Origin of the sequence: Haloimpatiens massiliensis (genome assembly GCF_900184255.1) — a bacterium.
Lineage (GTDB): Bacteria > Bacillota > Clostridia > Clostridiales > Clostridiaceae > Haloimpatiens > Haloimpatiens massiliensis.
In genome coordinates, this window is sequence record NZ_LT854640.1 from 1,944,462 (window position 1) to 1,968,538 (window position 24,077).

General features: G+C 31.1%; 14 protein-coding genes, 1 pseudogene and 1 other annotated feature. Of the genes and pseudogenes, 1 reads left to right on the plus strand and 14 read right to left on the minus strand.

Translation table 11 applies throughout. From position 1 onward, the window contains the following. Window positions 1-2: 2 nt before the first annotated feature. The 9 genes and pseudogenes from C1715_RS17390 to C1715_RS17425 form a co-directional block, all read right to left on the minus strand. Entirely contained in the window at window positions 3-1,388 is a 1,386-nt protein-coding gene (locus C1715_RS17390) for an RHS repeat-associated core domain-containing protein (protein WP_180964171.1), read from the minus strand. 357 nt (window positions 1,389-1,745) lie between these two features. Next, on the minus strand, window positions 1,746-2,087 hold the full coding sequence (locus tag C1715_RS17395) for a DUF4259 domain-containing protein (protein ID WP_102401612.1): 342 nt from the start codon (window positions 2,085-2,087) through the stop codon (window positions 1,746-1,748). An 11-nt stretch (window positions 2,088-2,098) separates the two neighbouring features. Beyond that, a complete protein-coding gene (locus tag C1715_RS17400; RefSeq protein ID WP_102401613.1) occupies window positions 2,099-2,677 on the minus strand; it encodes a hypothetical protein in 579 nt (192 codons plus the stop codon). Window positions 2,678-2,689: 12 nt separating this feature from the next. Beyond that, window positions 2,690-3,202 carry a GIY-YIG nuclease family protein gene (locus C1715_RS19565; protein ID WP_242971991.1) on the minus strand — a complete coding sequence of 171 codons (513 nt, stop codon included), beginning with the start codon at window positions 3,200-3,202 and terminating at the stop codon, window positions 2,690-2,692. 15 nt (window positions 3,203-3,217) lie between these two features. Continuing rightward, a pseudogene (locus C1715_RS20130) lies at window positions 3,218-3,442 on the minus strand (RHS repeat-associated core domain-containing protein); the annotation flags it as partial. 150 nt (window positions 3,443-3,592) lie between these two features. Further along, the gene (locus tag C1715_RS17410; protein WP_102401614.1) at window positions 3,593-4,021 is read right to left on the minus strand and encodes a hypothetical protein; all 429 of its coding nucleotides are present in this window, start codon (window positions 4,019-4,021) and stop codon (window positions 3,593-3,595) included. A 6-nt stretch (window positions 4,022-4,027) separates the two neighbouring features. After that, window positions 4,028-11,482 (minus strand): DNRLRE domain-containing protein, encoded by a 7,455-nt coding sequence (locus C1715_RS17415; protein WP_180964128.1) that lies wholly within the window; start codon window positions 11,480-11,482, stop codon window positions 4,028-4,030. Between the two features lie 174 nt (window positions 11,483-11,656). Beyond that, the gene (gene ileS, locus C1715_RS17420; RefSeq protein ID WP_102401616.1) at window positions 11,657-14,770 is read right to left on the minus strand and encodes an isoleucine--tRNA ligase; all 3,114 of its coding nucleotides are present in this window, start codon (window positions 14,768-14,770) and stop codon (window positions 11,657-11,659) included. 222 nt (window positions 14,771-14,992) lie between these two features. After that, window positions 14,993-15,248 (minus strand) — a binding site (T-box leader). A gap of 95 nt (window positions 15,249-15,343) precedes the next feature. Beyond that, the gene (locus C1715_RS17425; protein WP_180964129.1) at window positions 15,344-16,369 is read right to left on the minus strand and encodes a CPBP family intramembrane glutamic endopeptidase; all 1,026 of its coding nucleotides are present in this window, start codon (window positions 16,367-16,369) and stop codon (window positions 15,344-15,346) included. Window positions 16,370-16,701: 332 nt separating this feature from the next. Between C1715_RS17425 and C1715_RS17430 the strand changes: the two genes are divergently transcribed. Beyond that, a complete protein-coding gene (locus C1715_RS17430) occupies window positions 16,702-17,184 on the plus strand; it encodes a spore coat protein (RefSeq protein WP_102401618.1) in 483 nt (160 codons plus the stop codon). Between the two features lie 89 nt (window positions 17,185-17,273). Here the strand turns inward: C1715_RS17430 and C1715_RS17435 are convergent, their stop codons facing one another. The 5 genes from C1715_RS17435 to C1715_RS17455 form a co-directional block, all read right to left on the minus strand. Then, the gene (locus C1715_RS17435; RefSeq protein ID WP_102401619.1) at window positions 17,274-17,615 is read right to left on the minus strand and encodes a PqqD family protein; all 342 of its coding nucleotides are present in this window, start codon (window positions 17,613-17,615) and stop codon (window positions 17,274-17,276) included. A gap of 426 nt (window positions 17,616-18,041) precedes the next feature. Next, window positions 18,042-19,958 (minus strand): OPT family oligopeptide transporter, encoded by a 1,917-nt coding sequence (locus C1715_RS17440; RefSeq protein ID WP_102401620.1) that lies wholly within the window; start codon window positions 19,956-19,958, stop codon window positions 18,042-18,044. A 1,085-nt stretch (window positions 19,959-21,043) separates the two neighbouring features. Continuing rightward, the gene (locus C1715_RS17445) at window positions 21,044-21,403 is read right to left on the minus strand and encodes a hypothetical protein (protein ID WP_102401621.1); all 360 of its coding nucleotides are present in this window, start codon (window positions 21,401-21,403) and stop codon (window positions 21,044-21,046) included. Between the two features lie 61 nt (window positions 21,404-21,464). Continuing rightward, entirely contained in the window at window positions 21,465-21,806 is a 342-nt protein-coding gene (locus tag C1715_RS17450; protein WP_102401622.1) for a PqqD family protein, read from the minus strand. Window positions 21,807-22,101: 295 nt separating this feature from the next. Next, a complete protein-coding gene (locus C1715_RS17455; RefSeq protein ID WP_102401623.1) occupies window positions 22,102-24,021 on the minus strand; it encodes an OPT family oligopeptide transporter in 1,920 nt (639 codons plus the stop codon). Window positions 24,022-24,077 lie beyond the last annotated feature (56 nt).

Genomic DNA, 24,077 nt, shown 5'->3' on the forward strand with positions numbered 1-24,077 from the left:
AACTACTCCATTCCAAATTTTTTATATATTCTTTCCTGCATACCACCTATTTTTTCACCTATATAATAATCTATAGCAAGTGAACTTAAAGCACCTACAAACGCTGTTACTCCTCCAGTAGCCATAGTACTAGCAAGAATGGGTCCTGAAATAGTTGCTCCAACTGCACAACCTGCCACTATTCCACCTACTTGAACCCTTGTCTTTAGTGCCCTTTTCCATAAAGGCATTTTTACAGATGGATCCCATGTTTTACTTATATCAAATCCACTTGTTATTACTGTAAACCATTTTGATAGTTTTTTAGCTTTTTGTGCATAAGGCTTCATTTTTTGAACTATGCTCGTCTTAGGATAAAAGTGTATAGCGTTACTTTTATCTATATATCCTACAGATTTTCTAGAAATATTCTCAACTACTCCTATGGACGTTCCATAAGCAGCTGACATTTTACTAGAAACTGAAGGATAATGCTTTTCAACTCTTCCGCTTGCTCTAAAAACTCTATTGGCTCTAGTTCTATTCATCACCGCATAAGACGCTGCCCTCATTGCCTCTGTTTCTTCACCTAAAGTATATACCGGTCTGAATCCACTATAGTCACTCATATTTGCCCAGTTATTCTTGCTGTAAGCAAACAAATTATGTCCTAGTAATTCTCCTGTTTCACCTATAATCCCATCTGCATTGATAAATCTACCCCATTCCGGGTTATAGTACCTATTTTGAAGATAGTATAGTCCTGTCTCACTGTCATACCTATATCCTCTATACCTATAAGGATTCTTCTCTCCAACTATATCCTTTAAACTTCCTTCTATAGAGATAAGTTTTCCCCAGGAATCATAGGTGTAAGATACAACCTTTTCCCCTTGAGCATTTATTAATCCTATAATGTCACCCTGAGCATTTCTTACATAATAGTATTCTGCTCCGTTTAGGTTCATACTTATAAGTTTGCCTGAACTGTCGTAAGTGTAGTGTATTTTGTGTTTTCCATTATCTTCATAGGTTACACTGCCGCCTACTAGGTGATATTTTGTGGTGACACCATTTACTGTTTTTTCTGTTCTTATGCCTTGATCATTGTATTTGAATTTTATATCCTTGCCATTACCTTTTATTGAGGATAACATTCTTCCTCTTTCCCAGGTGAAAGTGTATCCGTTATAGGTTAATGGATTTCCTATGTTATCATAGGTTATTTCTTTTCCATCAAAATTTGTTAGCTTGTCTTTCCAGATAGAATCACCGTAATTGTAGTTGTAAGCTTTTGTACAGTTACCTAGTGATTCTGCTGTTGTATATTTATATTCTTTCTTACTGGTTAAATTTCCTCCTCTATCATAACTGTAAGTTATAGTTTTTCCTAAAATAAAAAATATAATGTTCTAATTACTTATACCAGGATTATAATTATTACAGTATCTATTTTTATCTTATTTCAACCAATCAAAATAAACGTCAACAGGTACTATCATCTGTTGACGTTTTGTTGTATATACAATATTCTAATTTGTCTACATAATTTCTAAAAAACACTATAAATATACGCATACTGATATAATTTTTTACTGAATTTAAATTACTCCATAATAATATTCCCTATCTCCATCACAATTTTTGATATACCAATTCTATATCCATTTCCCGCCCTACTCTAAATTATAGTATCTATTTTCTTGCTTTTTCCTTAAATAAATATAAAAAACTGTATTTAAAACATAGAACTATAAAAATTAATACTAGTTAATTCTTTCTTTTATACTGTTAACTTGCTTAATTCTTGCTTTATATAGTTCCTCATTTTCCTCTTTTAAATAATTCCAATATTCATTATTATTAATAACTCTCGTAAATTCTCTCTTTAACCTTTTGGTAATTACTCCTCTTTCTATTGCTATGGTAGCTAATGCTAAAATTGTTGTTACACCGTCATCAAAATCCTCTAAGCAATCTTCAAACTCCTCCAAAATATTTTCTATAGCTGTTTCTACAGTCTCACCCTCTTCTATTAATTCTTCAAAACTATCCTTTATATCCATTGCTAAATCATCTTCAAAAACCTGCATATCCCAAGTTCCCATAATAATCCTCCTTAAAACTTTAATGTATTTATATCATTTTCATCCCTACTATAGTTTAATATATATGATGCTATTAAAGCACCACTATAATTAAGAGATGGACTTTTATATAATTCTTTAATTATATTTACATCAAATGTAGAACCTATTGTTACCGCTGCATGAAATCCTCCATCTTGTTTTTTAATTAAAATTTCAACCTCCTTTCCATTATAGAAATCATTAAACTCACTATCTCTAACACGCCAAAATGTATTAATTATAACTGGTTCTATCTTTAAATTTCCCATTCTTTCAAATCCCTCTTCATATACTACAAAATCAAAAATCCACATTACTTTTATAGTTTTAGAACTATTTATTTCCTCTAAAGAGGGATTGTTTTTGTCAACTTTTTTTATTGCAACAAAAGGTAATCCATCTTCATCTATATTTATAACAACAAAGTATCCTTCTGTTTCTCTTAATTCATTACAAATATTTGCAATTCCGTTTCTATGCAAATCTTCCTGCGAAAGATACTCTTCAACATCATTTGGTACTGCAAACTTAAATATATCTCCAATTTTTATTTTTTTTCTTCTAGGCATAAAGATCCTCCTTTATTCATTTTCTCTTAATACGGCTCCACCATCCCACATAATTATATGTGCAGTTCCTGCTTTCATATACAAATCCTTTTTAATATTTGATGGAGAAATTGGTTGTATCTTATTTTTCATATCATTTCCCTTGGCGAGATAGTATTCATATGCAATTTGTTCAATACCTCTGGCTTGATAATAATTCAAATTATCATATAATGTTACAACATCGCATTTCTTTGAAAATCTATTTTTCCTAATATGTTGCTTAAATCGTTTCTTTACTCCCTGCTTAGTTCTTCCTATATATATTACTTTACCTTTATTTCTAACAGCATATACTGCATGCTGTTTTTTAGATCTTTCATTAGAAGCTATTGCTTTAACAGTAACACCAACTGTAGCCGCTCCAATTGCCTTTATTGTTCCAATGGCTCCGTATCCTAATCCTTTTAGGCAATCTTTAAGTCCTCCACTAACAAGTGGAATAGCAATGGCACCTCCACCTCCGCCGCCACCTTCATAATCCAATGCGCAACGTAAGTAACCACTTGGATCATTAAAATTTACAAAATTATTATTACAATATGCAAAAATATTGTGTGAGAGTAATTCTCCCGTTTCACCTATAATCCCATCTGCATTGATAAATCTACCCCATTCTGGATTATAGTACCTATTTTGAAGATAGTATAGTCCTGTCTCACTGTCATACCTATATCCTCTATACCTATAAGGATTTTTCTCTCCTACTGTATCCTTTAAACTTCCCTAAGTTTATTCCTTTATATGTAATTCTACATTCATCCTAAAAATCATTTTTAATTTAATAAAAAAAGCCCTTCTTGAGCTAAATTTTAAACTCTATATTTATATTAATAAGTAACCTAAAGTAATTACCTTCAGGCTACTTACAAATACCTAACTATCTAAAAAATCATCTAATCTTCTGTCTATAGATATATTAGGATTATTTTCGGTCTTTTCAAGTATTGTTTTTACCAGGTCCTTTTGTCCTTTTATATCTCTACCTATAATCATATCGTTTTCTGCAAATAAACCGTAATCAACTCTTATTGCTGCAAAAACACCTTCGCCTGTTATATATACTCTACATATATCTTCCCATAAAATTTCATGCTTTTTTATTCCTGAATTATAGGTAATCTTTGTATCTTCTACTTTGTAGTATTTAAATATTGCAAATACATATATGACTAACGCCCAAATTCCACTACATCCTCCCCATATTTTCCATATAATATCATTAACATTATAAACAAAATATAGTATACCAATTATAACAAAAAAGGGGAAAATTAATGAAGTCTTCTTAGTTCTATAAATCATAATTAACTACTCCATTCCAAATTTTTTATATATTCTTTCTTGCATACTGCCTATTTTTTCACCTATATAATAATCTATAGCAAGTGCACCTCCAATACCTGCAATCATTGTTCCTACAGTCCCACCAGCCATACCAGCTGCAAGAATGGGTCCTGAAATAGTTGCTCCAACTGCACAACCTGCCACTATTCCACCTACTTGAACCCCTGTCTTTAGTGCCCTTTTCCATAAAGGCATTTTTACAGATGGATCCCATGTTTTACTTATATCAAATCCACTTGTTATTACTGTAAACCATTTTGATAGTTTTTTAGCCTTTTGTGCATAGGGATACATCTTTTGAACTATGCTCGTCTTAGGATAAAAGTGTATAGCGTTACTTTTATCTATATATCCTACCGATTTTCTAGAAATATTCTCAACTACTCCTATTGACGTTCCATAAGCAGCTGACATTTTACCAGAAACTGAAGGATAATACTTTTCAACTCTTCCACTTGCTCTAGAAACTCTATTGGCTCTAGTTCTATTCATCACCGCATAAGACGCTGCCCTCATTGCCTCTGTCTCTTCACCTAAAGTATATACCGGTCTGAATCCACTATAGTCACTCATATTTGCCCAGTTATTCTTGCTGTAAGCAAACAAATTATGTCCTAATAATTCTCCCGTTTCACCTATAATCCCATCTGCATTGATAAATCTACCCCATTCTGGATTATAGTATCTATTTTGCAGATAATACATTCCTGTCTCACTGTCGTACCTATATCCTCTATACCTATAAGGATTCTTCTCTCCTACTGTATCCTTTAAACTTCCTTCTATAGAGATAAGTTTTCCCCATGAATCATAGGTGTAAGATACAACCTTTTCCCCTTGGGCATTTATTAATCCTATAATGTCACCTTGAGCATTTCTTACATAATAGTATTCTGTTCCGTTTAGGTTCATGCTTATAAGTTTGCCTGAACTGTCGTAAGTGTAGTATATTCTGTCTTTTCCATTATCTTCATAGGTTACACTGCCGCCCACTAGGTGATATTTTGTGGTGACACCATTTACTGTTTTTTCTGTTCTTATGCCTTGATCATTGTATTTGAATTTTATATCCTTGCCATTACCTTTTATTGAGGATAACATTCTTCCTCTTTCCCAGGTGAAAGTGTATCCGTTATAGGTTAATGGATTTCCTATGTTATCATAGGTTATTTCTTTTCCATCAAAATTTGTTAGCTTGTCTTTCCAGATAGAATCACCGTAATTGTAGTTGTAAGCTTTTGTACAGTTACCTAGTGATTCTGCTGTTGTATATTTATATTCTTTCTTACTGGTTAAATTTCCTCCTCCATCGTAACTGTAAGTTATAGTTTTTCCCAAAATACCATTATCTTCTCTTGTAATTTGATTTAAACCGTCATAGTGGTATTTTATTGTCTTTTCTTTTTCTGTGCCTTTGTTTTGAACTATAGTTTCTATATTTCCATTCTTATCATAGGTGTAATATAGCTTTTCTCCTCCATTATCTATTGATTTTACTATGGACGTGGCGGTATTTGCTTCTTTGCCTGCTTCAAATTCGTATTTAGTTATATAGTCTTTTAATCCTGTGCTTAGTTTTTTTGATATCATTCTGCCTAAACTGTCATAGTTTAAACTTAATGTGCTGTTTGAAGTTAATGTGTTTTTATATAAGTTTGATATTTGCTCTTCACTTAAAGTTTGTGAACTATAGGTAAATTGTTCTAAGTTCCCATTTATTTGATAAGTTCCATTTGTAGTACTTCCTAAGGCTGTAGAACCTTTTGTAAAATCCATAAAGTCATCTGTAGTTCCCTCACCTACTAGTTTATCATTTAAATATAATTTAGCTGTGAGCTTATTATCCTTTAACTGCCAAGTCATTGCTGCGAAATACCACTTATCCTCCTCTATAGTTTCTTTAGAGGTTACTATATTAGTAAACATGGTATTCTTTTTTCTTGTGGCAATATTTAATTTATTATCATTGCCAATATACATAAGTAATATTTCAGTATTTTTACCTTCATTAACTATCATGTATCTTGTGTCTTCTTTTTTTCTTGTCTTAAACCAAGTTCCCATAGTACCAGCATTTTTGTTCACATTTAGATTATATAAAATCTTTGTAGCATTAGAACTTGAAGAGGTATATGGTGCTGCGAAACCTTTTTCTTCAAATTGCACTCCATCAAAACGCACTACATCTGTATTTTTAACCCCTGTTCTTATTATTACTCTACACATTTTGGTCTTTGCTGGTAGTGTAAATGTATGACTAATCCTTTTCCATTGTCTTTCTGGTATTTCTTTTGTATCCACCAAATAATATAATTGTTTACCAGATGAATCTATACATTCCACAGATAATTTCGGCTGAGAAGCACCTATTCTTTTAGCATATGCACTTAATGTATATTCTTTGGCTATGGATAATGGAGAAGGAAATGTAATTTCCTGATAGGCTACTGAATTTGTATTGCTAGTTCCACTACTACCTTTAGTATCATAGGATTCTATGCACTTACTGCCCTTTACCCCATCGTCTACTATTCTACAATTTCCACTGAATCTATTCCAATCAGATATACGCCATGACTTTGTTCCATCTTCAAAGGATGAATTAGGTATTAAATTTTTACTTCCTTCATAGGCTCCTAGTACATTTCTTCCTGTTGTCTCATCCTTTTCAAATATAGTATTTTGGCTATATGGCTCTATTCCACTTAGACTTTTTAAACTATTATTTAATGGGAATGTTTCTGTTTTTTCACTACTCTGTCCCTTTGTATTATAATGAACCTTAGAGAGCTTATTGTCATTATCGTATTCATATTTTGTTACATAGGAATTATTATTTATTTTTTCATTTATACTGCTTACATTATTATCTTCATCATAGCCATACTTTAATGTGTCGCCTTTTGAATCTTTAATTTTTACTAATCTATCTGCTGCATCATAAATGTATCTGTAATTTACATTATTGACTTTATCATAATGATTTGCTAAGTTTCCACTAGCATCGTATTCATATGAAAACGAACCCTGTGATGTAGAGCCACCAGAATAGCTTATTTCACTTACTCTATCTGAATTGTCATATTTATAATTTATCACATGTCCATTACCATACTTTGAGGTTTTAAGCATTCCTGTAACTTGCTCATATATATTTTCTATTAAATTTTTTGTTCCATTTCCATTACTTATATTTACCTTTGAATTTCTTCCAAAGGCATCATAGTCAAAGGAATAGTTAAAATCATTATGTCCTATATTTTTAAGCTTATCATTACTATAGCTATAACTATTAACTGCCTCAGTAGAAGAGTTAGCTTTTCCCTTTGTCTTTACAAGTCTATCTAGATTATCATATTCATAACTAATACTGTTTCCTTTAGCATCTGTAGCTGATTTAAGTGTTCCCTTTTTTGTATCGTAATTATATTGTACAGTATTTCCTGATGAATCAGTCATTGATTTTAGATAGTTTCCATCAGAGGTATACTCTGCCTTAGACTGCATAAATAATGTGTTACTTCCAATCTTAGCTTTTTTAGCATTTCCACTGCTATCATACTCGAAAGAATACACTACATTTTCCCCAGAAGTAGCATTTAATAAATTGTGTTTTGAATCATATTTATATTTAAACTCGCTACCCTTTGGACTTACAGATTTTATCAAATCATTATTACCATCATATTCAAACTTTGACTTCTTTTCTGCAAGATCACTGGTGGATATTACATTACCCTTTTCGTCATATTGGTAGCTTTCACCAAACTCCTCTTTATAAAATTGTATTCCATCAAAATATGCATAATTTTCATTTTGATAGTATAGACAATATACTATTACATTCTTATAATCACTATTTGCCTTTATTCTATCACATGCATACTGCCACTGACTTGAATCTTCATTAAAAGATATAACATGCCATTCATAACCACCATCACTCTTTTGAAATCCTACATCTAATGCAAAATATCTTGGATATCTAATTCTAACAGAATTGGCTTTAGCCCAACCTCCTACAACAAATACATCTCCTTTTTTTCCTGATACATTAAGATATTGATATATGCTTTTATCTTTTGTTGCTTCACCACTAATAGTAGCTACTCTTTTTTCCTTACCTAATATACTGGGATAAGTACTATCTGAAGTGGTAACCACTTTATCATTGCTTGTACAATAAGAGCTTTTATTCCAATTATTTAAATAATAAGTGAAATTAGGATTTTCAACTAAATTGTATCTATTTGCAACTGCACCATCTTCCAATTGTAAACAATCAAAATATGCATCTCCCATTTCCCCTACTATACCAACTCTTGCATAGACAATAGTACTTGCTGCATCTTTTGGCACTGTAAACTTAACCTCATGCCTTTCCCAATCATTTGTTCCATTAATATATTTACTATTTACGGTTTCCCATTTACCATCATTTTTTTGATAATTTACAAATACTGTAGCTCCTGCGCCATTGGTATTTGAAATATTCTTGGTTTTTATATATGATGATAGAGTATAGGTTTTCCCTTTTTCTAAACTTAGAGTTTGTCCATAAAAATTTCTGCTAACATTATTAGTCTTTGTTATTTTTAATGATTTGCTTCCTAAATAACTATTTGTGCTAGTTATCTCTCCGCTACCCTTTGCTCCTGTCCAATCACCTAAACTCCACTCACCATTATTCTCAACATTATGATTTTTCAAATAATTCATTATAGGTTTTTGGAGCTTAGATTGTAAGGATAATTTATTATTTTTATTTAATTTATCTTTATATTGATAATATAAAGCATTGCCCTCATCATCTCTTATAGAAACTGTATTTCCATAATCATTAAATTGATATATTTCTTTTCTCCCCTTGGAATCCTTAAATACAGTAGTATTATATCCGTATTCCATTTCAAGCTTTTGACCCAATTTCCCATCTGTTCCTATTTCCTGTACCTTAGTTACCTTCTGCGGTGCAACACTACTATAACTATAAGAAACCTTGTACCCATCGAAGTTATCAGCTCCAACTAAATTACTATTGGAATCATATCTGTAAACAGTGTACTTTCCATCTGGATATGTTATTTTCGTTAGATTAATTCCTCCATAGGCAAAACTAATTTTTCTGCCACTAGGGTCCGTTATTCCTATTAAATATCCATTTTTATTAACATCTAGCTTGGTAACTCGCCCAGCTCCATCTGTTGCTTGTACAAGTTTAGCCCCACTATATGAAAGAGTAAGGGCATTTCCATTGTTATCTATTATCTTTCGTAAATATCCACTTGCCGTAAAGGTTAATTGATTTGAGCCTTTATCCTTTATTCTAAACCTTTCATTAACATTGGAGGAATCAATAGTCATACTTATATCAATGCCTGATTCATCCTTATATTTCTTTTCTTTAGAATCATAATTTAAATAATGCCTTGTACCATCTCCATCTGTATAAACATATTTATTTTGATTACTTACTTTTGCAATCCTTTGGCTTATATTTAATCTCCATCCCTTACCATATCCAATAGAATTATTCTTTTCATTGCTATTAAATACATGACTAATAGCAATAGGCATTTTATTTCCATTCATGGATAAATCCTCATGAACAAAAACTAGATTTCCTGTGCTATCGTTAACACACCCTTCTCCTGCTCTTCCTACATCGTGTGAATGATATGTCCAATAATTTTCAAGTCCTGCATTACTAACATACCCTATAGATACTGTAGGTCTAGCGTAATGATATTGACTAGATATATCTGATGAAACAAATTCATTATATCCTGCAGAACTTCCTTCGTTTTTATGCTGCAGTGCTATACCATAATTTTGTCCTTTTGTGTACCATTCTTTTACTAATTTAGTTATATCCCAGCTATACCATTTTGCATCCTTCACCAATTGATAATCTAACACAGTCAAATCATACCCTGGCTGATTTCTCCATGTTATAGATAAAGAATTCCAATTTGCTTTAGGCTTATATGCATTTACTTGATATTGTTTGGAATTGGATTTACTTAATTGTAAATTTAATTGTGCTTTTACCACTATGTCACTAGAAGTTAACTTTGGAAGATTATCAAACTTTATATAAGTTCTAGTCCTCTTACTGTACTTTCCATAACCTGTTTCTAATAAATGCGCTTGTCCATAATTCTTAGTTGGATATCCCTCACCTACAAACGTATCTTTGATATCGTTTACATTAGTGCTAGTTTCCACACTAGGATCTATTTTAATTGGATATTGTCTTTCACTTTTTTGCATCCATTGTTCATCAGGAATTAAAGATAATATATATCCTTTTTTATTTTCCTCAAGCTTCACTACTATGTCAGTACTTTTTTCTCCCTTTGCGTCTATCATATAAGGTGCATCAATTTTAAAGATTTCTGTAGATGTATTATTTTTATCATAAAATACTATTACATTATCTTTTTCAAGTTTGGGCAATAAATTTTTTGCATTTAAGTTGAACTGAAAATTAGTTTTTTCTGTTTCTTTATTTATTATGATAGTTTCCTTTACATCTTTTGAAACTACATCGTATTCTAAATCTATATTTGGATAAATTTCCTCAAATTTAACTGATGAAGAAACATTGGAGAGTGTTTTCTTTTTTTCGTTTTTCTCAATTATATTTTTTTGCTCTTCTTTTTTCGCCTTACTTAATTTTTTGGATTTTACTCTTTTTAAGGTATCTTCTGATAATTGTTTCACCGATTTCTCTAATTCTTTAACATCTTTTGCTTTCTTTTGTGCTTTTGATTTTTTCTTCACCTTTGCTTCTTTAGTTCTATCTAATCCCCATTTTATTTGATATTTACCTTTAGTTATTGTCATTAGGTCTTTTTCATCTAAATCTTTGGCTATTTTTACTTTAAAATCATTCTTAGTATTTTCTAAAAATCCTTTCTTGACTACTTTCTTTCTTATTTTTTTGTTATTTTCATTTAAGCTTTTACTATCACTATTTTTTCCACTTAAACTTTTACTATTACCATTTTCTTTAATTAAACTTTTACTATTATTGCTTTCTGCAGTTAATTCATTTGTAATTAACTCTTCTACATTTTCTTCCTTGTCTACTAGGTCATTATTTATATCCTTCCATTGACCACTTTCCATATAATGTACTGGTTTAGGATATATAACAGCTTCATAGGTATTATTGTCTTTTAAGAAATATTTAATATTTTCCTGTCTATTCTCTGTTATTTCCCTAACTATATTTCCTTCTAATCTTTCTGTTTCTTCTTCTTCCATTTTAGGTTCAACATATACATTTTTAGGTTCACTGTATACACTTTTCTTATTTTTTTCATTAATAGCAGCAAAGGTATGTACAGGATTAACAGTTAAAACCATGCATGTAACTAAAAATATCGCTAGAATTTTTTTGCAATATTTCACATTATATTCCCCCTTTTCATTTTTATTCATAAATATAATATACATGGTAATTACTTATTTTTCAATATATTTTAATTATTTGTAACTTTTTTATAAACATTTTGTAATAAAAAAGAAGCACCTTTCATAGGTGCTCCCTCATTATTTTACTAGAAACTTAAAGCTACTAGCAATTTATTTTACAACTTGCATTGACATTTTAAAGTCTTCGCCATTAATCTTCATATCAGTGTATTCAGCTTCAGCATTGTATAAAACTTCTACTGCAAGAGTTTCTTTCTTTATAGAGTCTTCGAACTTCTTAACTACAGCTTCTAGGGTAGCATTTCCGTCAACATAAAGTTTTATCTTGTCTGCTACTTCAAAGCCACTGTCTTTTCTCATGTTTTGGATTTTACTTAATACTTCTCTTAGGTGTCCTTCTTCTCTTAACTCTTCAGTTATATTAGTATCTAGAACTACTCCTAAATCTCCCTCACCAGCAAAAGCATATCCTTCAAGACCTTGCATTGTAACAAGTAAGTTTTCACTGTTGAATTCTATTTCTGTTCCTTCTACGTCAGCCTTAACAACTCCACCATTTTGAACAGTTTGAGCTAAATTCATTTGATTCATTTGGCTTAATGCTTTTCTTATTTTTGGTATTAACTTACCATAGCTTTTACCAAGTACAGGTAGGTTAGGTTTGATTTCAAAATTAACGCACTCTGATAAGTCTGCACCAAAGGCTATTTCTTTTATATTAAGCTCATCTTTAACTATATCTCCATAGTATTCTGGAAGAGTCTTTGTGGAAACAAGCATCTTAGAAAGTGGCTGTCTGTTCTTTATGTTAGCTCCATTTCTAGCGCTTCTTCCAAGCTTAACTATCTTATAAGCTATATCCATTTCTCTTTCAAGTTCTTCATTTACAAGCTCTACATTGTATTCTGGCCACTTACATAAATGAATACTTTCTGGAGCCTGTTTATCTAAATTAACCACTAGATTTTGATACATTTCTTCAGCTATAAATGGTATAAATGGTGATGACACTTTAGATAAAGTAACTAAAACTCTATATAATGTTACATATGCCCCTATTTTGTCCTCTGTTAGCTCTGTAGTCCAGTATCTAGATCTATTTCTTCTTACATACCAGTTAGAAAGTTCATCAACGAATTCTTCTATAGTAAGAGCTGCCTTAGTTATTTTATAATTATCAAGATCCTCATCTACAGTTTTAACTAATGTGTTAAGTCTTGACATTATCCACTTATCCATTACATTTTCTGAAACAAAGTTCTTGTACTCTAAAGGATTGAAACCATCTAACTCTGCATATAATACATAGAATGAATATACATTCCAGAAGGTACTTAAGAATTTTCTTTGAACCTCTGCCACATCATCCTTAGAGAATCTAGTTGGAAGCCATGGTGCACTAGCTGTGTAGAAGTGCCATCTTGTAGCATCTGCTCCTTGAGTTTCTATAACATCAAATGGATCTACTACATTTCCCTTGTGTTTTGACATCTTAATTCCATGTTTATCAAGTACATGACCTAATACCACACAATTTTCAAATGGATTAGTGTCAAATATTCCAGTAGATATAGCAAGTAATGTATAGAACCATCCTCTAGTTTGATCCACTGCTTCAGAAATAAATTGTGCTGGGAAGTTCTTCTCAAACACTTCTTTATTTTCAAATGGATAGTGATGCTGTGCAAATGGCATTGAACCTGAGTCAAACCAACAGTCTATAACTTCTGCTGTTCTCTTCATTTCCTTTCCACAATGTGGGCAAGTAAGCTTAACCTCATCTATATATGGCTTGTGAAGTTCTACATTTTCTGGAACATTTATGCCCTTTTCTTCTAATTCTTTTCTGCTTCCTATACATTCTCTGTGACCACATTCACATTCCCATATTGGAAGTGGAGTACCCCAGTATCTATCTCTTGATATACCCCAGTCAATAACATTTTCAAGGAATTTTCCAAATCTTCCTGTTCTAATGTTATCTGGATACCAATTTATCTTGTTGTTGTTTTCTAAAAGTTTATCTCTAAGAGATGTCATTCTTACAAACCAGCTATCCTTTGGATAATATAGAAGTGGTGTGTCACATCTCCAGCAATGTGGGTATGAGTGAGTATATTTTTCAGTTTTAAATAACATATTATTCTCTGCCATATACTCTATTATTTTAGGGTCTGCCTTTTTAACAAACATTCCTGCCCATGGAGTTACGCATTCTACGAACTTACCTTCTGCATCTACTAGATTCATTAAAGGTATGTTATTAGCCTTACATACAATGCTATCATCTTCACCATAAGCTGGAGCAGTATGAACTATTCCTGTACCATCAGATAAAGTTACAAAATCTCCATGTATAACGTAATGAGCCTTTCCCACTGGAGCTTGGAACTTAAATAATTGTTCATACTCTAGGCCTAGAAGCTCTTCTCCTTTAAATTCCTTAACTATTTCATACTCCATATCCTTTAATACAACTGGAGCTAATTCTTTAGCTAATACGAATACTTCTTCTCCAACCTTAGCCTCTATATAATCATATTTCTTATTTACAGTTAAAGCCATATTAGATGGTAGTGTCCAAGGAGTTGTCGTCCAAGCAAGTATGTACTTGTTTTCTTCTCCCTTTACCTTAAACTTAACTATCGCTGTTGAATCCTTAACATCCTTATATCCTTGAGCAACTTCATGAGAAGAAAGACCTGTTCCACATCTTGGGCAGTATGGAAGTACTTTGTGTCCTTTATATAACAAATCTTTATCCCACATTTGTTTTAATGCCCACCATACAGACTCTATATAATTGTCGTGATATGTTACATATGGATCATCCATATCAACCCAATATCCCATTTCTTCAGACATTTTCTTCCACATGTCTGTATACTTAAATACGCTTTCCTTACACTGTTTTATAAATTTTTCAACACCGTAAGATTCAATTTGGTCTTTTCCTGAAATTCCTAGAGACTTTTCTATTTCAAGCTCTACTGGAAGTCCATGAGTATCCCATCCTGCTTTTCTTAAAACCTTATATCCCTTCATTACCTTATATCTTGGGATTAAATCCTTCATAACTCTTGTTAAAACGTGTCCTACGTGAGGTTTTCCGTTAGCTGTTGGAGGTCCATCATAAAATGTAAAATACTCTCCATCTTTATTTAAATCAAAATTCTTTTTAACTATATCTCTTTCTTCCCAAAGTTTTAATATGTCTTTTTCCATTTCAGTAAAACTTCTAGAAGCATCTACTTTTTTGTACATTATACAAACTCCTTTCCTTTATATACTAAATATTCCTTAACTTTATAACTTTAGTTTTTCAAACTTTAGTGTAAACTATCACCACTTATAGGAAATAGCAATCTCTTGGTGAATATATCTAACCATATAAGTTTCCCTCCACTATAAAGTTCATCTAACCTTTCTGTTAAATATTATAATATTTCAATAAATTACTTTAAAAATAACAAAAGACTCCGTCCTCAATAGGACGAAGTCATAACTTCGCTATACCACCTAATGGTTAATATACACTTCAAGCACTCTTTGCACAAAACAAAATACTTTCGCACCAGTGATTACTCTATTCTTTAACGCAGAATTACGGATAGACTTACTTTTAAAAATTCGGTCTTCAGCTCATAGGTGATTTTCCTAAACTCTTACCTGCCAGGCTTCCACCTTCCCCGACTCTCTTTAAGACCTCAAGTATAGTACTCTTCCTAATCACAGCTTTTTAAGACAATATATAGAATTCAACTTCCTACTATTATATTATATCAAAAATTTATTGTCAATAAAACTTTTAAAATTTTCAAATTTCTTTTCATGTATCTAACTAAATATATTATATATATTTATTGAATTAACTACAATATATATAGCAATAGTAATTATAAGTGGCACATCCATTATTTTTTCTTTATTTTCCTTTGAGGAACTTATCTCTTCCTCAGATAATTTAGCTTCTTTATAAATTTTATTTTTTATAACTCCTTCATTAATAAATTCATTGTTATTGAACCTAATATCATCAATATTTTTTAAATCCATACCATGATTTTTTGCTAACTTTTTCATAAGCATATTTACTATTATAAATGATATAATAGCCACTATACATAGCCCCAATACAAAGCCTATTTTTGTAGCTAAAGATCCATTAAGTATATCTGCTGCTGAAGATGATACGCTTTCTCCAGCTTCCATAGCCTTTTTAACAGATATATCCGACATTATAATTTGAGTTCCATTAACTATAAAATGACTTAACATTGAAGAAAATATTGATCCTGTTATATGGACTAAATAAGCAAATAAAACTCCCATAACAAAAGTATATAGGAACATTTGAATGTTCATGTGTAAAATAGCAAATAATAATCCTGTAAGTATTGCGGATTTCTTAAGTCCTATATGTTTATAATTAGATAAAACCACTCCTCTTACACATAGTTCTTCTAGAACAGCCGGCATAACAGCTATAACTAAAAGTCTAATCCATATAGGCACATCAATACTTCCTGAAAGCAAATTTGCTACATTATTAGGAAGCATTAAAGCAACTATACCAGATAAACAATTAAGTAAAGGCTGAACCAATATAGATATTAAAATTATCATTAACAAGTCCTTACCACCTAAAACTTTTATCCTTAATACATCTTTAGCAGATTCTCTGTTTATTATAAAGTATACTGTTAATGGTATGGCCAAAAATACTAAATTAGCTATGAACATTAATGAATAATTGCTTAGCTTAAAAACTTTATTTAAAGGATCAGCTAAAATTGCAAAGGATATATTTAGGATTACTAAAAACATTATAAATAAATTTCCTTTATGAACCCTCTTTTCCACACTCATCACCCCATTATATCATATTTATTCGACTTTTATTTCTCATTATAATACATATTTGGTATTAATTCAAATTAGTATTATTTAAATTAAATTTATAATTATCAATGATTAACTGTCACTAACGGTTGAATTACTTTTAAATTTTAAATTTTAAATTAAAAACCCTTATTAATCTAATGTAGAGCTTGAGCTTTATGTGCGAAAGTTGAGTTATTAATTAAATGAAATGTTCATATATACTAAAATGACTTATTAGTATAAAAAAATTATTTTCACACAAAATATTAATAAATATATAAAAATATACATTTATAGAAAGGGGAATTCTCATGAATTTATCTCAAAAAGAAAGGTTACTTTTACAAGACCAAAAATCTCATGAGCAATTGTGTATTGACAAATATACAAATTACGCTAATAGAGCTACGGACCCAAGTTTAAAGCAAATGTTTTTAAATCATGCTTCTCAGGAACAAGAACATTTAAACACCATAAATCAAATGTTAAATGGCCAAGTACCTAGTTTAAATCAGCAAAGTAGTGGAAGTGCACAAAATGCTGCTAATAATCCTACGCAAAATATGAATACTTCAACTACAGCTACGGGAATGGATAATGTTGCAGACGGTAAATTATGCGAAGACCTATTAATGACAGAAAAATACGTATCTAATACTTATGATACTACAATTTTTGAATTTAAAGATTCTCATGCTAGAGAAGTGTTAAACCACATTCAAAAGGAAGAACAAAAACATGGTGAAGATATATTTAATTATATGAACTCCAGAGGTTTATATAACGGCCAATAATTTTAAATCTCACTATTTATAACTTAATATATTTAAAGTCTAAAAGGCTGCCTATTAAGGCCGCCTTTAATTTTAAATTAAAATTCTACCTACGTTATTTCTATTAAATTATTATTGATAAGTATTTTTATGTACGTAAGTAGCCTTTCCATAGCCGGTTCTGCCTCTTTACCGAATCTCTGTTTTACCGCTTCACATATATCTCTAATATTACTTACTCCGTCACATTTTTCCCAAACAAAAGACCCTAATTCATCCAATTCAATATTTACAGATTTAGGTGACTTAAATATTTTTTGCATAATTTTATCAAAAACTTTATTTCTATTAATAACTAATATTATTAAATTCTCCTTCTTTTCCCACTCTATTTCAGGATTTTTATATGGAATCATTAGTACAGCATTTTTCCTTAATTTTTTATTTTTCAAAATTACACCCCCAAAATTACTGCTTGCTTACTGAACTTTAACACATAATTTTGAAATTCACATTAAATTAATAAATGAAATACAAATACGGTTTTAATTTATAATTTTATAACTGCGCAAGTAAATTACTTATAAAAATTCATAATATAATTCCAATATTTAATTATTAAAGTAATTTGTACTACTTTTTTTATATAACTAGATGCTAGGAATTTCTAGTACCCAGCATCTAGTATTTAATTAGGTACATGAAAATAAATAACAAGTCAAAGATGCAGGTATATTTTGTGTCAGACAAGGAAGCAGGTTCCGCCGCTAGTAGAACTATCGGTGAGTTCTGCTGACGCAGTATGACTCAAAATAGACTAGCATACTGACTTGTTATTTATTTGAATGTGCCTTAGGTTTTATTTATAAATAGAATCACTATTTAGAATTATTTACTATTTTTTTCTTTTTCCAAAATACTTGATATAGTAGCGTTAGGGTAACTATTAAGAAGAATATTATAGAAACCCATTGTCCTAATATAGGCTCTTCAGGTCCAAAGCTACCTCTAGCTGCGACTATTGCTGCTATTATAACGCCCATTAATCCTTCACCAGCTATAAGTCCTGATGAATACAATACTCCTTTTTCTGTCTTTTCTTTTAATGTTGCTTCATCTTTAACTTTCTTATCTAATATACCTTTTATAGCTCCTCCGACCATTATAGGAGTTGAAAGATGTATTGGTAAATATAATCCTATAGCTACTGGAAGTGATGGTATTCCAAATATTTCTATCATTACAGCAGATGCTATACCCACAAACACCAAATTCCATGGTAAGTTTCCTTTCATTATACCTTCTATAACCATTTTCATTAAACTAGCTTGAGGTGCTGAAAGATCTTTAGATCCAAAAGTATACGCTTTATTAAGAGTAATTAATATAAATCCAATAAATACTGCTGATGCAATTACTCCTATAAGCTCTCCTATTTGTTGTTTCTTTGGTGTTGATCCTACCAAATAACCAGTCTTCAAATCTTGAGAAGTATCTCCAGCTATAGCTGATGCAGTACATATTATTGCACCTACACAAAGTGCTGCTACCATTCCTTTTGTGTCAGACCATCCTGCAGCTTTCATTATAATTGCTGTGAATAATAATGTAGCTATGGTCATACCAGATACTGGATTAGATGAACTTCCTACAAGCCCTACTATTCTAGAAGATACAGTTACAAAGAAGAATCCAAATACAACTACAAGTATAGCTCCAAGCCATCCAACCTTTATTTGAGGAAGTGCTACCATTAGAACTATAGCTGCTATTATAACTATTATTATAAACTTTGAACTTAATTCTTGATCTGTTCTTAAAATAGAAGCCTTTCCTTTATTTTTATATCCCTGAACAGCTTGCTTAAATGATGATATTATAGTTGGAAGTGACTTAATTAAGCTTATTATTCCTCCAGCTGCCACTGCTCCTGCACCTATATATTTAATGTAACTACTCCATATGCCCCAATAATCCATTGATGCAATAGCTTTAGTAGCCGGTGCTACAATATTGCCTCCTCCAAATAAAGCTATTAAAGGCATAAAACAGAACCATCCTAAAATAGCTCCTACCAACATATAAGCTGAAATCTTAGGTCCTATTATAAATCCTACACCAAGTAATGCAGGATATACATCCATACCTATAGCTGCTCCATTTAAATTTCCCTTGAATCCATAACTAATTTCTGTTGGAAATAATTTTATTCCATCCCCTATGAACTTATATACTAGTCCTATTAATCCACCAGTAAATACTAATTTTGCGCTAGCTCCTCCCTCTTCACCAGCAACTAAAACCTCTGCACAAGCTGCTCCTTCTGGATAAGGAAGTTTTCCATGTTCTTGAACTATTAAGTATCTTCTTATAGGAACCATAAATACAACTCCAAGTACACCACCAATTAAAGTTATAAGTCCCATATCTAAAGCACTTGGATTTTCTCCCCATAAAAACAAAGCTGGAAGTGTAAATATAGCCCCTGCAGCCAACGATTCTCCTGCTGATGCTATAGTTTGAACCATATTGTTTTCAAGTATAGACTTTCTTCTTAGTATAACTCTTACAATTGCCATAGAAATAACCGCTGCTGGAATTGAAGCGGATACAGTCATACCGACTTTAAGCCCTAAATATGCATTAGCTGCACCAAATACAACGGAAAGAATAATACCTATAATTACAGAAAGCACAGTGAATTCAGGCATCACCTTATCACTTGGTACATAAGGAATATATTCTTGCCCTTCTTTTAAGCCATAAGCTCCATCAGGCAAACCCCTTTTACTCATACAAATCCTCCCTTTTATTTTTGTTTATACTCAAATATATTCAATTATATTTATAAAAATACCTAAAATAAGAAAATTGTGAAGCAAGTGCCATAAGAAAAATCTGTCTTTAAGTCCACAATAAATATATTTTATTAGACTGTTCGCAATACGCCAAGAAATTCTAATGTTTTCAAATTTTAATACCCTAAAGCTTTCAAACTCGCTTCTAACGGCGCTCAAACATGAAAGCTTCTTAACGGGTATTGAAATTTGAAAACAAAGAATTTCTAAGGCTAGCTCAATAGTCTAAAAAAATATATTTATTGTTACCTTAAAGACAGATTTTTCGGTTCATACGTACATTACTTATGGGGGAGACAGCCTACTAAAGGATGATTTTCCTCCGCTATGCTACAGAAAATCTTTAATTAAATAAAAAATATATAAATACAATAATTTGATAATAAAAACTATAATTACACTATTAATCGAATAATTATAGCTTTTTCTTTTAAGCCTTTACAAGCTTTTATTGGCGGCAGCCAGTCTAAATATTAAAGCTAAGATTTATACAAGCCAATGCATTATGGTAAAATATATTAAATTTTATCCAATATTTTATTTTAATAATTATGTATTTACTAGTACCTAATTAAAGTGACTAATTGTATCTTCCAATTAGTCAAAATATTATTAATAACCGGCATTTAAGTTCTAAACGAAAGGCTACGCCTAAAAAGATTATGGGAGCCTTTTTATTTGTTTTATAAATTAAAGATTTTCCGTAACGTAGTGGAGGAAAATCATCCTTTAGTGGGCTTCTCTTCTCCAACCATAAACATATTAAACTAAAAATCTGATTTTAATGTAGTAATAAATGTAGAATTGGGGACTATTGAACTAGCCTTAAAACTTCTTATGTCTCACAGTTAAAGACCCGTTAAGAAGCTTTCATGTTTGAACGAGGAACGAGTGAGTTTGAAAGCTTTAGGGGCTTTAACTGTGAGACATTTAGAAGTTCTTGGCGTATTGTGAACGGTCCCAAATTATACATTTATTACGGAATTAAAATCAGATTTTTCTTCAATGTATTATGTCACAATTTATGCTTTCTGTGTATTTTGCTTTAGGGTAAATATTTGTTCATTTTTTCTCATTTTTATAGATATCTTTCCCTCTTTATATAATTTATCTGTTACTATTCTAGAAAACTGTAGTGGATTTTCTACTTGAACTCTCTTTCTACTCCAAAATACAGATGTAGATACCCCTTTTATTAAATTTTGTACATCATTTAAACTGGCATATTCATTTTTATTTAAATACTTAAGAACTTTTTCTGCACACTTTATACAAAGCTTATTGGTAAGTCCTGCTGCTAGATTTCTTTCTTTTATAGTTCCTATGTACACCATACTCATCGTTATTAATACAATACAAATAAAATATATAAAATACCTCATAGAAGCTCCCCCCATATTTTATAATTGTTAATTTAATATTATGCAGTTATACATAAATTTATTATTGTAATTCTATAAAATTATTATTTTTTAAAGTTCTGATATATGTAATAAGTCTCTCTAAAACGGGTTCTATTTTTTGTCCAAAATGACTTTTCATTTGTTTAGATATATCATTTATGTTTTTAATTCCATCACAATTTTCCCATACGAAAGTTCCTATCTGGTCTAATTCTATTCTTATTACCTTAGGTGTTTTAAATATTTTATGCATTATTTTATCTATATATTTTTCTCTTTTTATAATCAAGGTTATTATCTCACCATTTTTTTCCCATTCAATATTAACTTTTCTTTGTGGTATCATTAACAATACATTTTTATTTTCATCAAATTTTTTCATGTAATCCTCCTCAATTTTAACCACTAATGTATATTAGAAACTATGTCTTTAAATAACTTGTGGCTACAGTAACGGCTTAACTTTTACACATAATTTTTTAAATTTACCTTAGGTGAATAAATAAAATATAAATTTAGTTTTTAATTTTAAATCATAATTTATAACTGCGAAAGTTAAATTTATAATATATTTAAAAAGAATTAAGGGATAAAATGCCCTTAATTCTTAATATATTAACATTTTAATATTTATCCCATAAATATAGAATCCCAAACTCCAAGATATCCTACTTCACCTATGCTTTATTTGAAGCTGATTTTTTAATAAATACTTGATATAAAAGAAGTAATATTACAAGCACAAAGAATATAATTGATGCAGCCTGTCCTAAAACTGGTTCAGCAAATCCTATTGCCTTACCTCTTGCTGCAACTATACCAGCTATAATAACACCCATCAAGCCTTCACCTGCAATAAGTCCTGAAGAATAAAGTATTCCTCTTTCATTCCTCTCTGCCAATTCCTCTTCATTGTTAACTTTTTTATCAAGTATACCCTTAATAATTCCACCAACCATTATTGGTGTTGAAAGATGTATTGGAAGGTATAATCCTATTGCCACTGGAAGTGATGGTATTCCAAATAATTCAAACATAACAGCAGAACCAATTCCTACAAATACTAAGTTCCAAGGAAGATTTCCTGACATAATTCCTTCTACAACTAATTTCATAAGAGTTGCCTGTGGTGCTCCCAATTCTTTTGAACCAAATCCGTAAGCTTTATTAAGCGTTATCATTATAAAACCTATTACAATAGATGTAGCTAAAACACCTATAAGTTCACCTATCTGTTGCTTTTTAGGAGTAGATCCTATTAAATATCCTGTTTTTAAATCCTGTGAAGTATCACCAGCGATTGCTGCAGCAGTACAAATTATAGCTCCTACACTTATAGCCGCTACAACTCCTGCCTTTCCAGTAACTCCTGTAGCTTTCATTATAAGTGCTGTAAATAAAAGTGTTGCAATAGTCATACCTGATACTGGATTTGAAGAACTTCCAACAAGTCCAACAATTCTTGAGGATACAGTTACAAAGAAGAATCCAAATATGACTACTAATATAGCTCCAAGCCATCCTACTTGAATATCTTTAACAACTACCATTAGAATTATAAGAATAGCTACAATGGTAAGTATAAATTTGCTATTAAGGTCATTTTCTGTCCTTTTCACTGAATTAGCTTTAGATTTATTTTTATAAGCTCCCATTGCTTCTTTAAATGAAGATATCATTGCTGGTAATGATTTTATTAGACTTATAATACCACCAGCTGCCACTGCACCAGCACCTATATATTTAATATAACTACCCCATATTGTCCAATAATCCATTTTACTTATAGCCATAGTTCCAGGTGCAATAGTATTTCCACCACCTATAAGGGCTATTAATGGCATATAACAGAACCATCCTAAAATAGCTCCCCCTAACATATACGCTGATATTTTAGGTCCAATTATAAAACCTACACCAAGTAATGCTGGATATACATCCATTCCTATACCTGCGCCATTTAAAGCTCCTTTAAATCCATAACTAACTTCTGTTGGAAATAACTTAACTCCATCTCCCAATAGTTTATATAAAAGACCTACTCCTCCACCAGCGAATACTAGTCCTGCGCTAGCTCCACCAACTTCTCCTGCTACTAAAACTTCTGCACAAGCTGTTCCTTCTGGATATGGAAGTCTTCCATGCTCTTGCACTATTAAATACTTTCTTATAGGAATCATAAATACAACTCCAAGAGTTCCACCTATTAAAGATATAATTCCCATAGTAAATACGCTAGGATTAGTCCCTAATAAAAATAGTGCTGGAATTGTAAATATTGCACCTGCCGCCACTGACTCACCTGCAGATGCTATAGTTTGCACCATATTATTTTCCAAAATTGATTTTCTTTTTAAAATTACTCTCACTATTGCCATTGAAATAACTGCTGCTGGTATTGACGCTGAAACTGTCATACCTACTTTAAGACCTAAATACGCATTGGCAGCACCAAATACAATGGCTAATATGATACCTATGATTACTGATAATAAAGTAAACTCCGGCATCACCTTTTCACTTGGAACATACGGTATATATTCCTTCTGATCATCTTTAAGACCGTATGCACCTTTAGGTAATCCTTTTTCTGACATGTTCATCCCCCATTCTAATTTTATTTGCAAACCTTCACTCATTTTACACTTTAAAG

What these genes read in the sequence shown, in the direction of transcription:
- C1715_RS17395 (WP_102401612.1), bottom strand. Translation starts at nt 2,087, where the DNA reads ATGGGAACTTGGGATATGCAGGTTTTTGAAGATGATTTAGCAATGGAT.
- C1715_RS17400 (WP_102401613.1), bottom strand. Translation starts at nt 2,677, where the DNA reads ATGCCTAGAAGAAAAAAAATAAAAATTGGAGATATATTTAAGTTTGCA.
- C1715_RS17410 (WP_102401614.1), bottom strand. Translation starts at nt 4,021, where the DNA reads ATGATTTATAGAACTAAGAAGACTTCATTAATTTTCCCCTTTTTTGTT.
- ileS (WP_102401616.1), bottom strand. Translation starts at nt 14,770, where the DNA reads ATGTACAAAAAAGTAGATGCTTCTAGAAGTTTTACTGAAATGGAAAAA.
- C1715_RS17430 (WP_102401618.1), top strand. Translation starts at nt 16,702, where the DNA reads ATGAATTTATCTCAAAAAGAAAGGTTACTTTTACAAGACCAAAAATCT.
- C1715_RS17440 (WP_102401620.1), bottom strand. Translation starts at nt 19,958, where the DNA reads ATGAGTAAAAGGGGTTTGCCTGATGGAGCTTATGGCTTAAAAGAAGGG.
- C1715_RS17445 (WP_102401621.1), bottom strand. Translation starts at nt 21,403, where the DNA reads ATGAGGTATTTTATATATTTTATTTGTATTGTATTAATAACGATGAGT.
- C1715_RS17450 (WP_102401622.1), bottom strand. Translation starts at nt 21,806, where the DNA reads ATGAAAAAATTTGATGAAAATAAAAATGTATTGTTAATGATACCACAA.
- C1715_RS17455 (WP_102401623.1), bottom strand. Translation starts at nt 24,021, where the DNA reads ATGTCAGAAAAAGGATTACCTAAAGGTGCATACGGTCTTAAAGATGAT.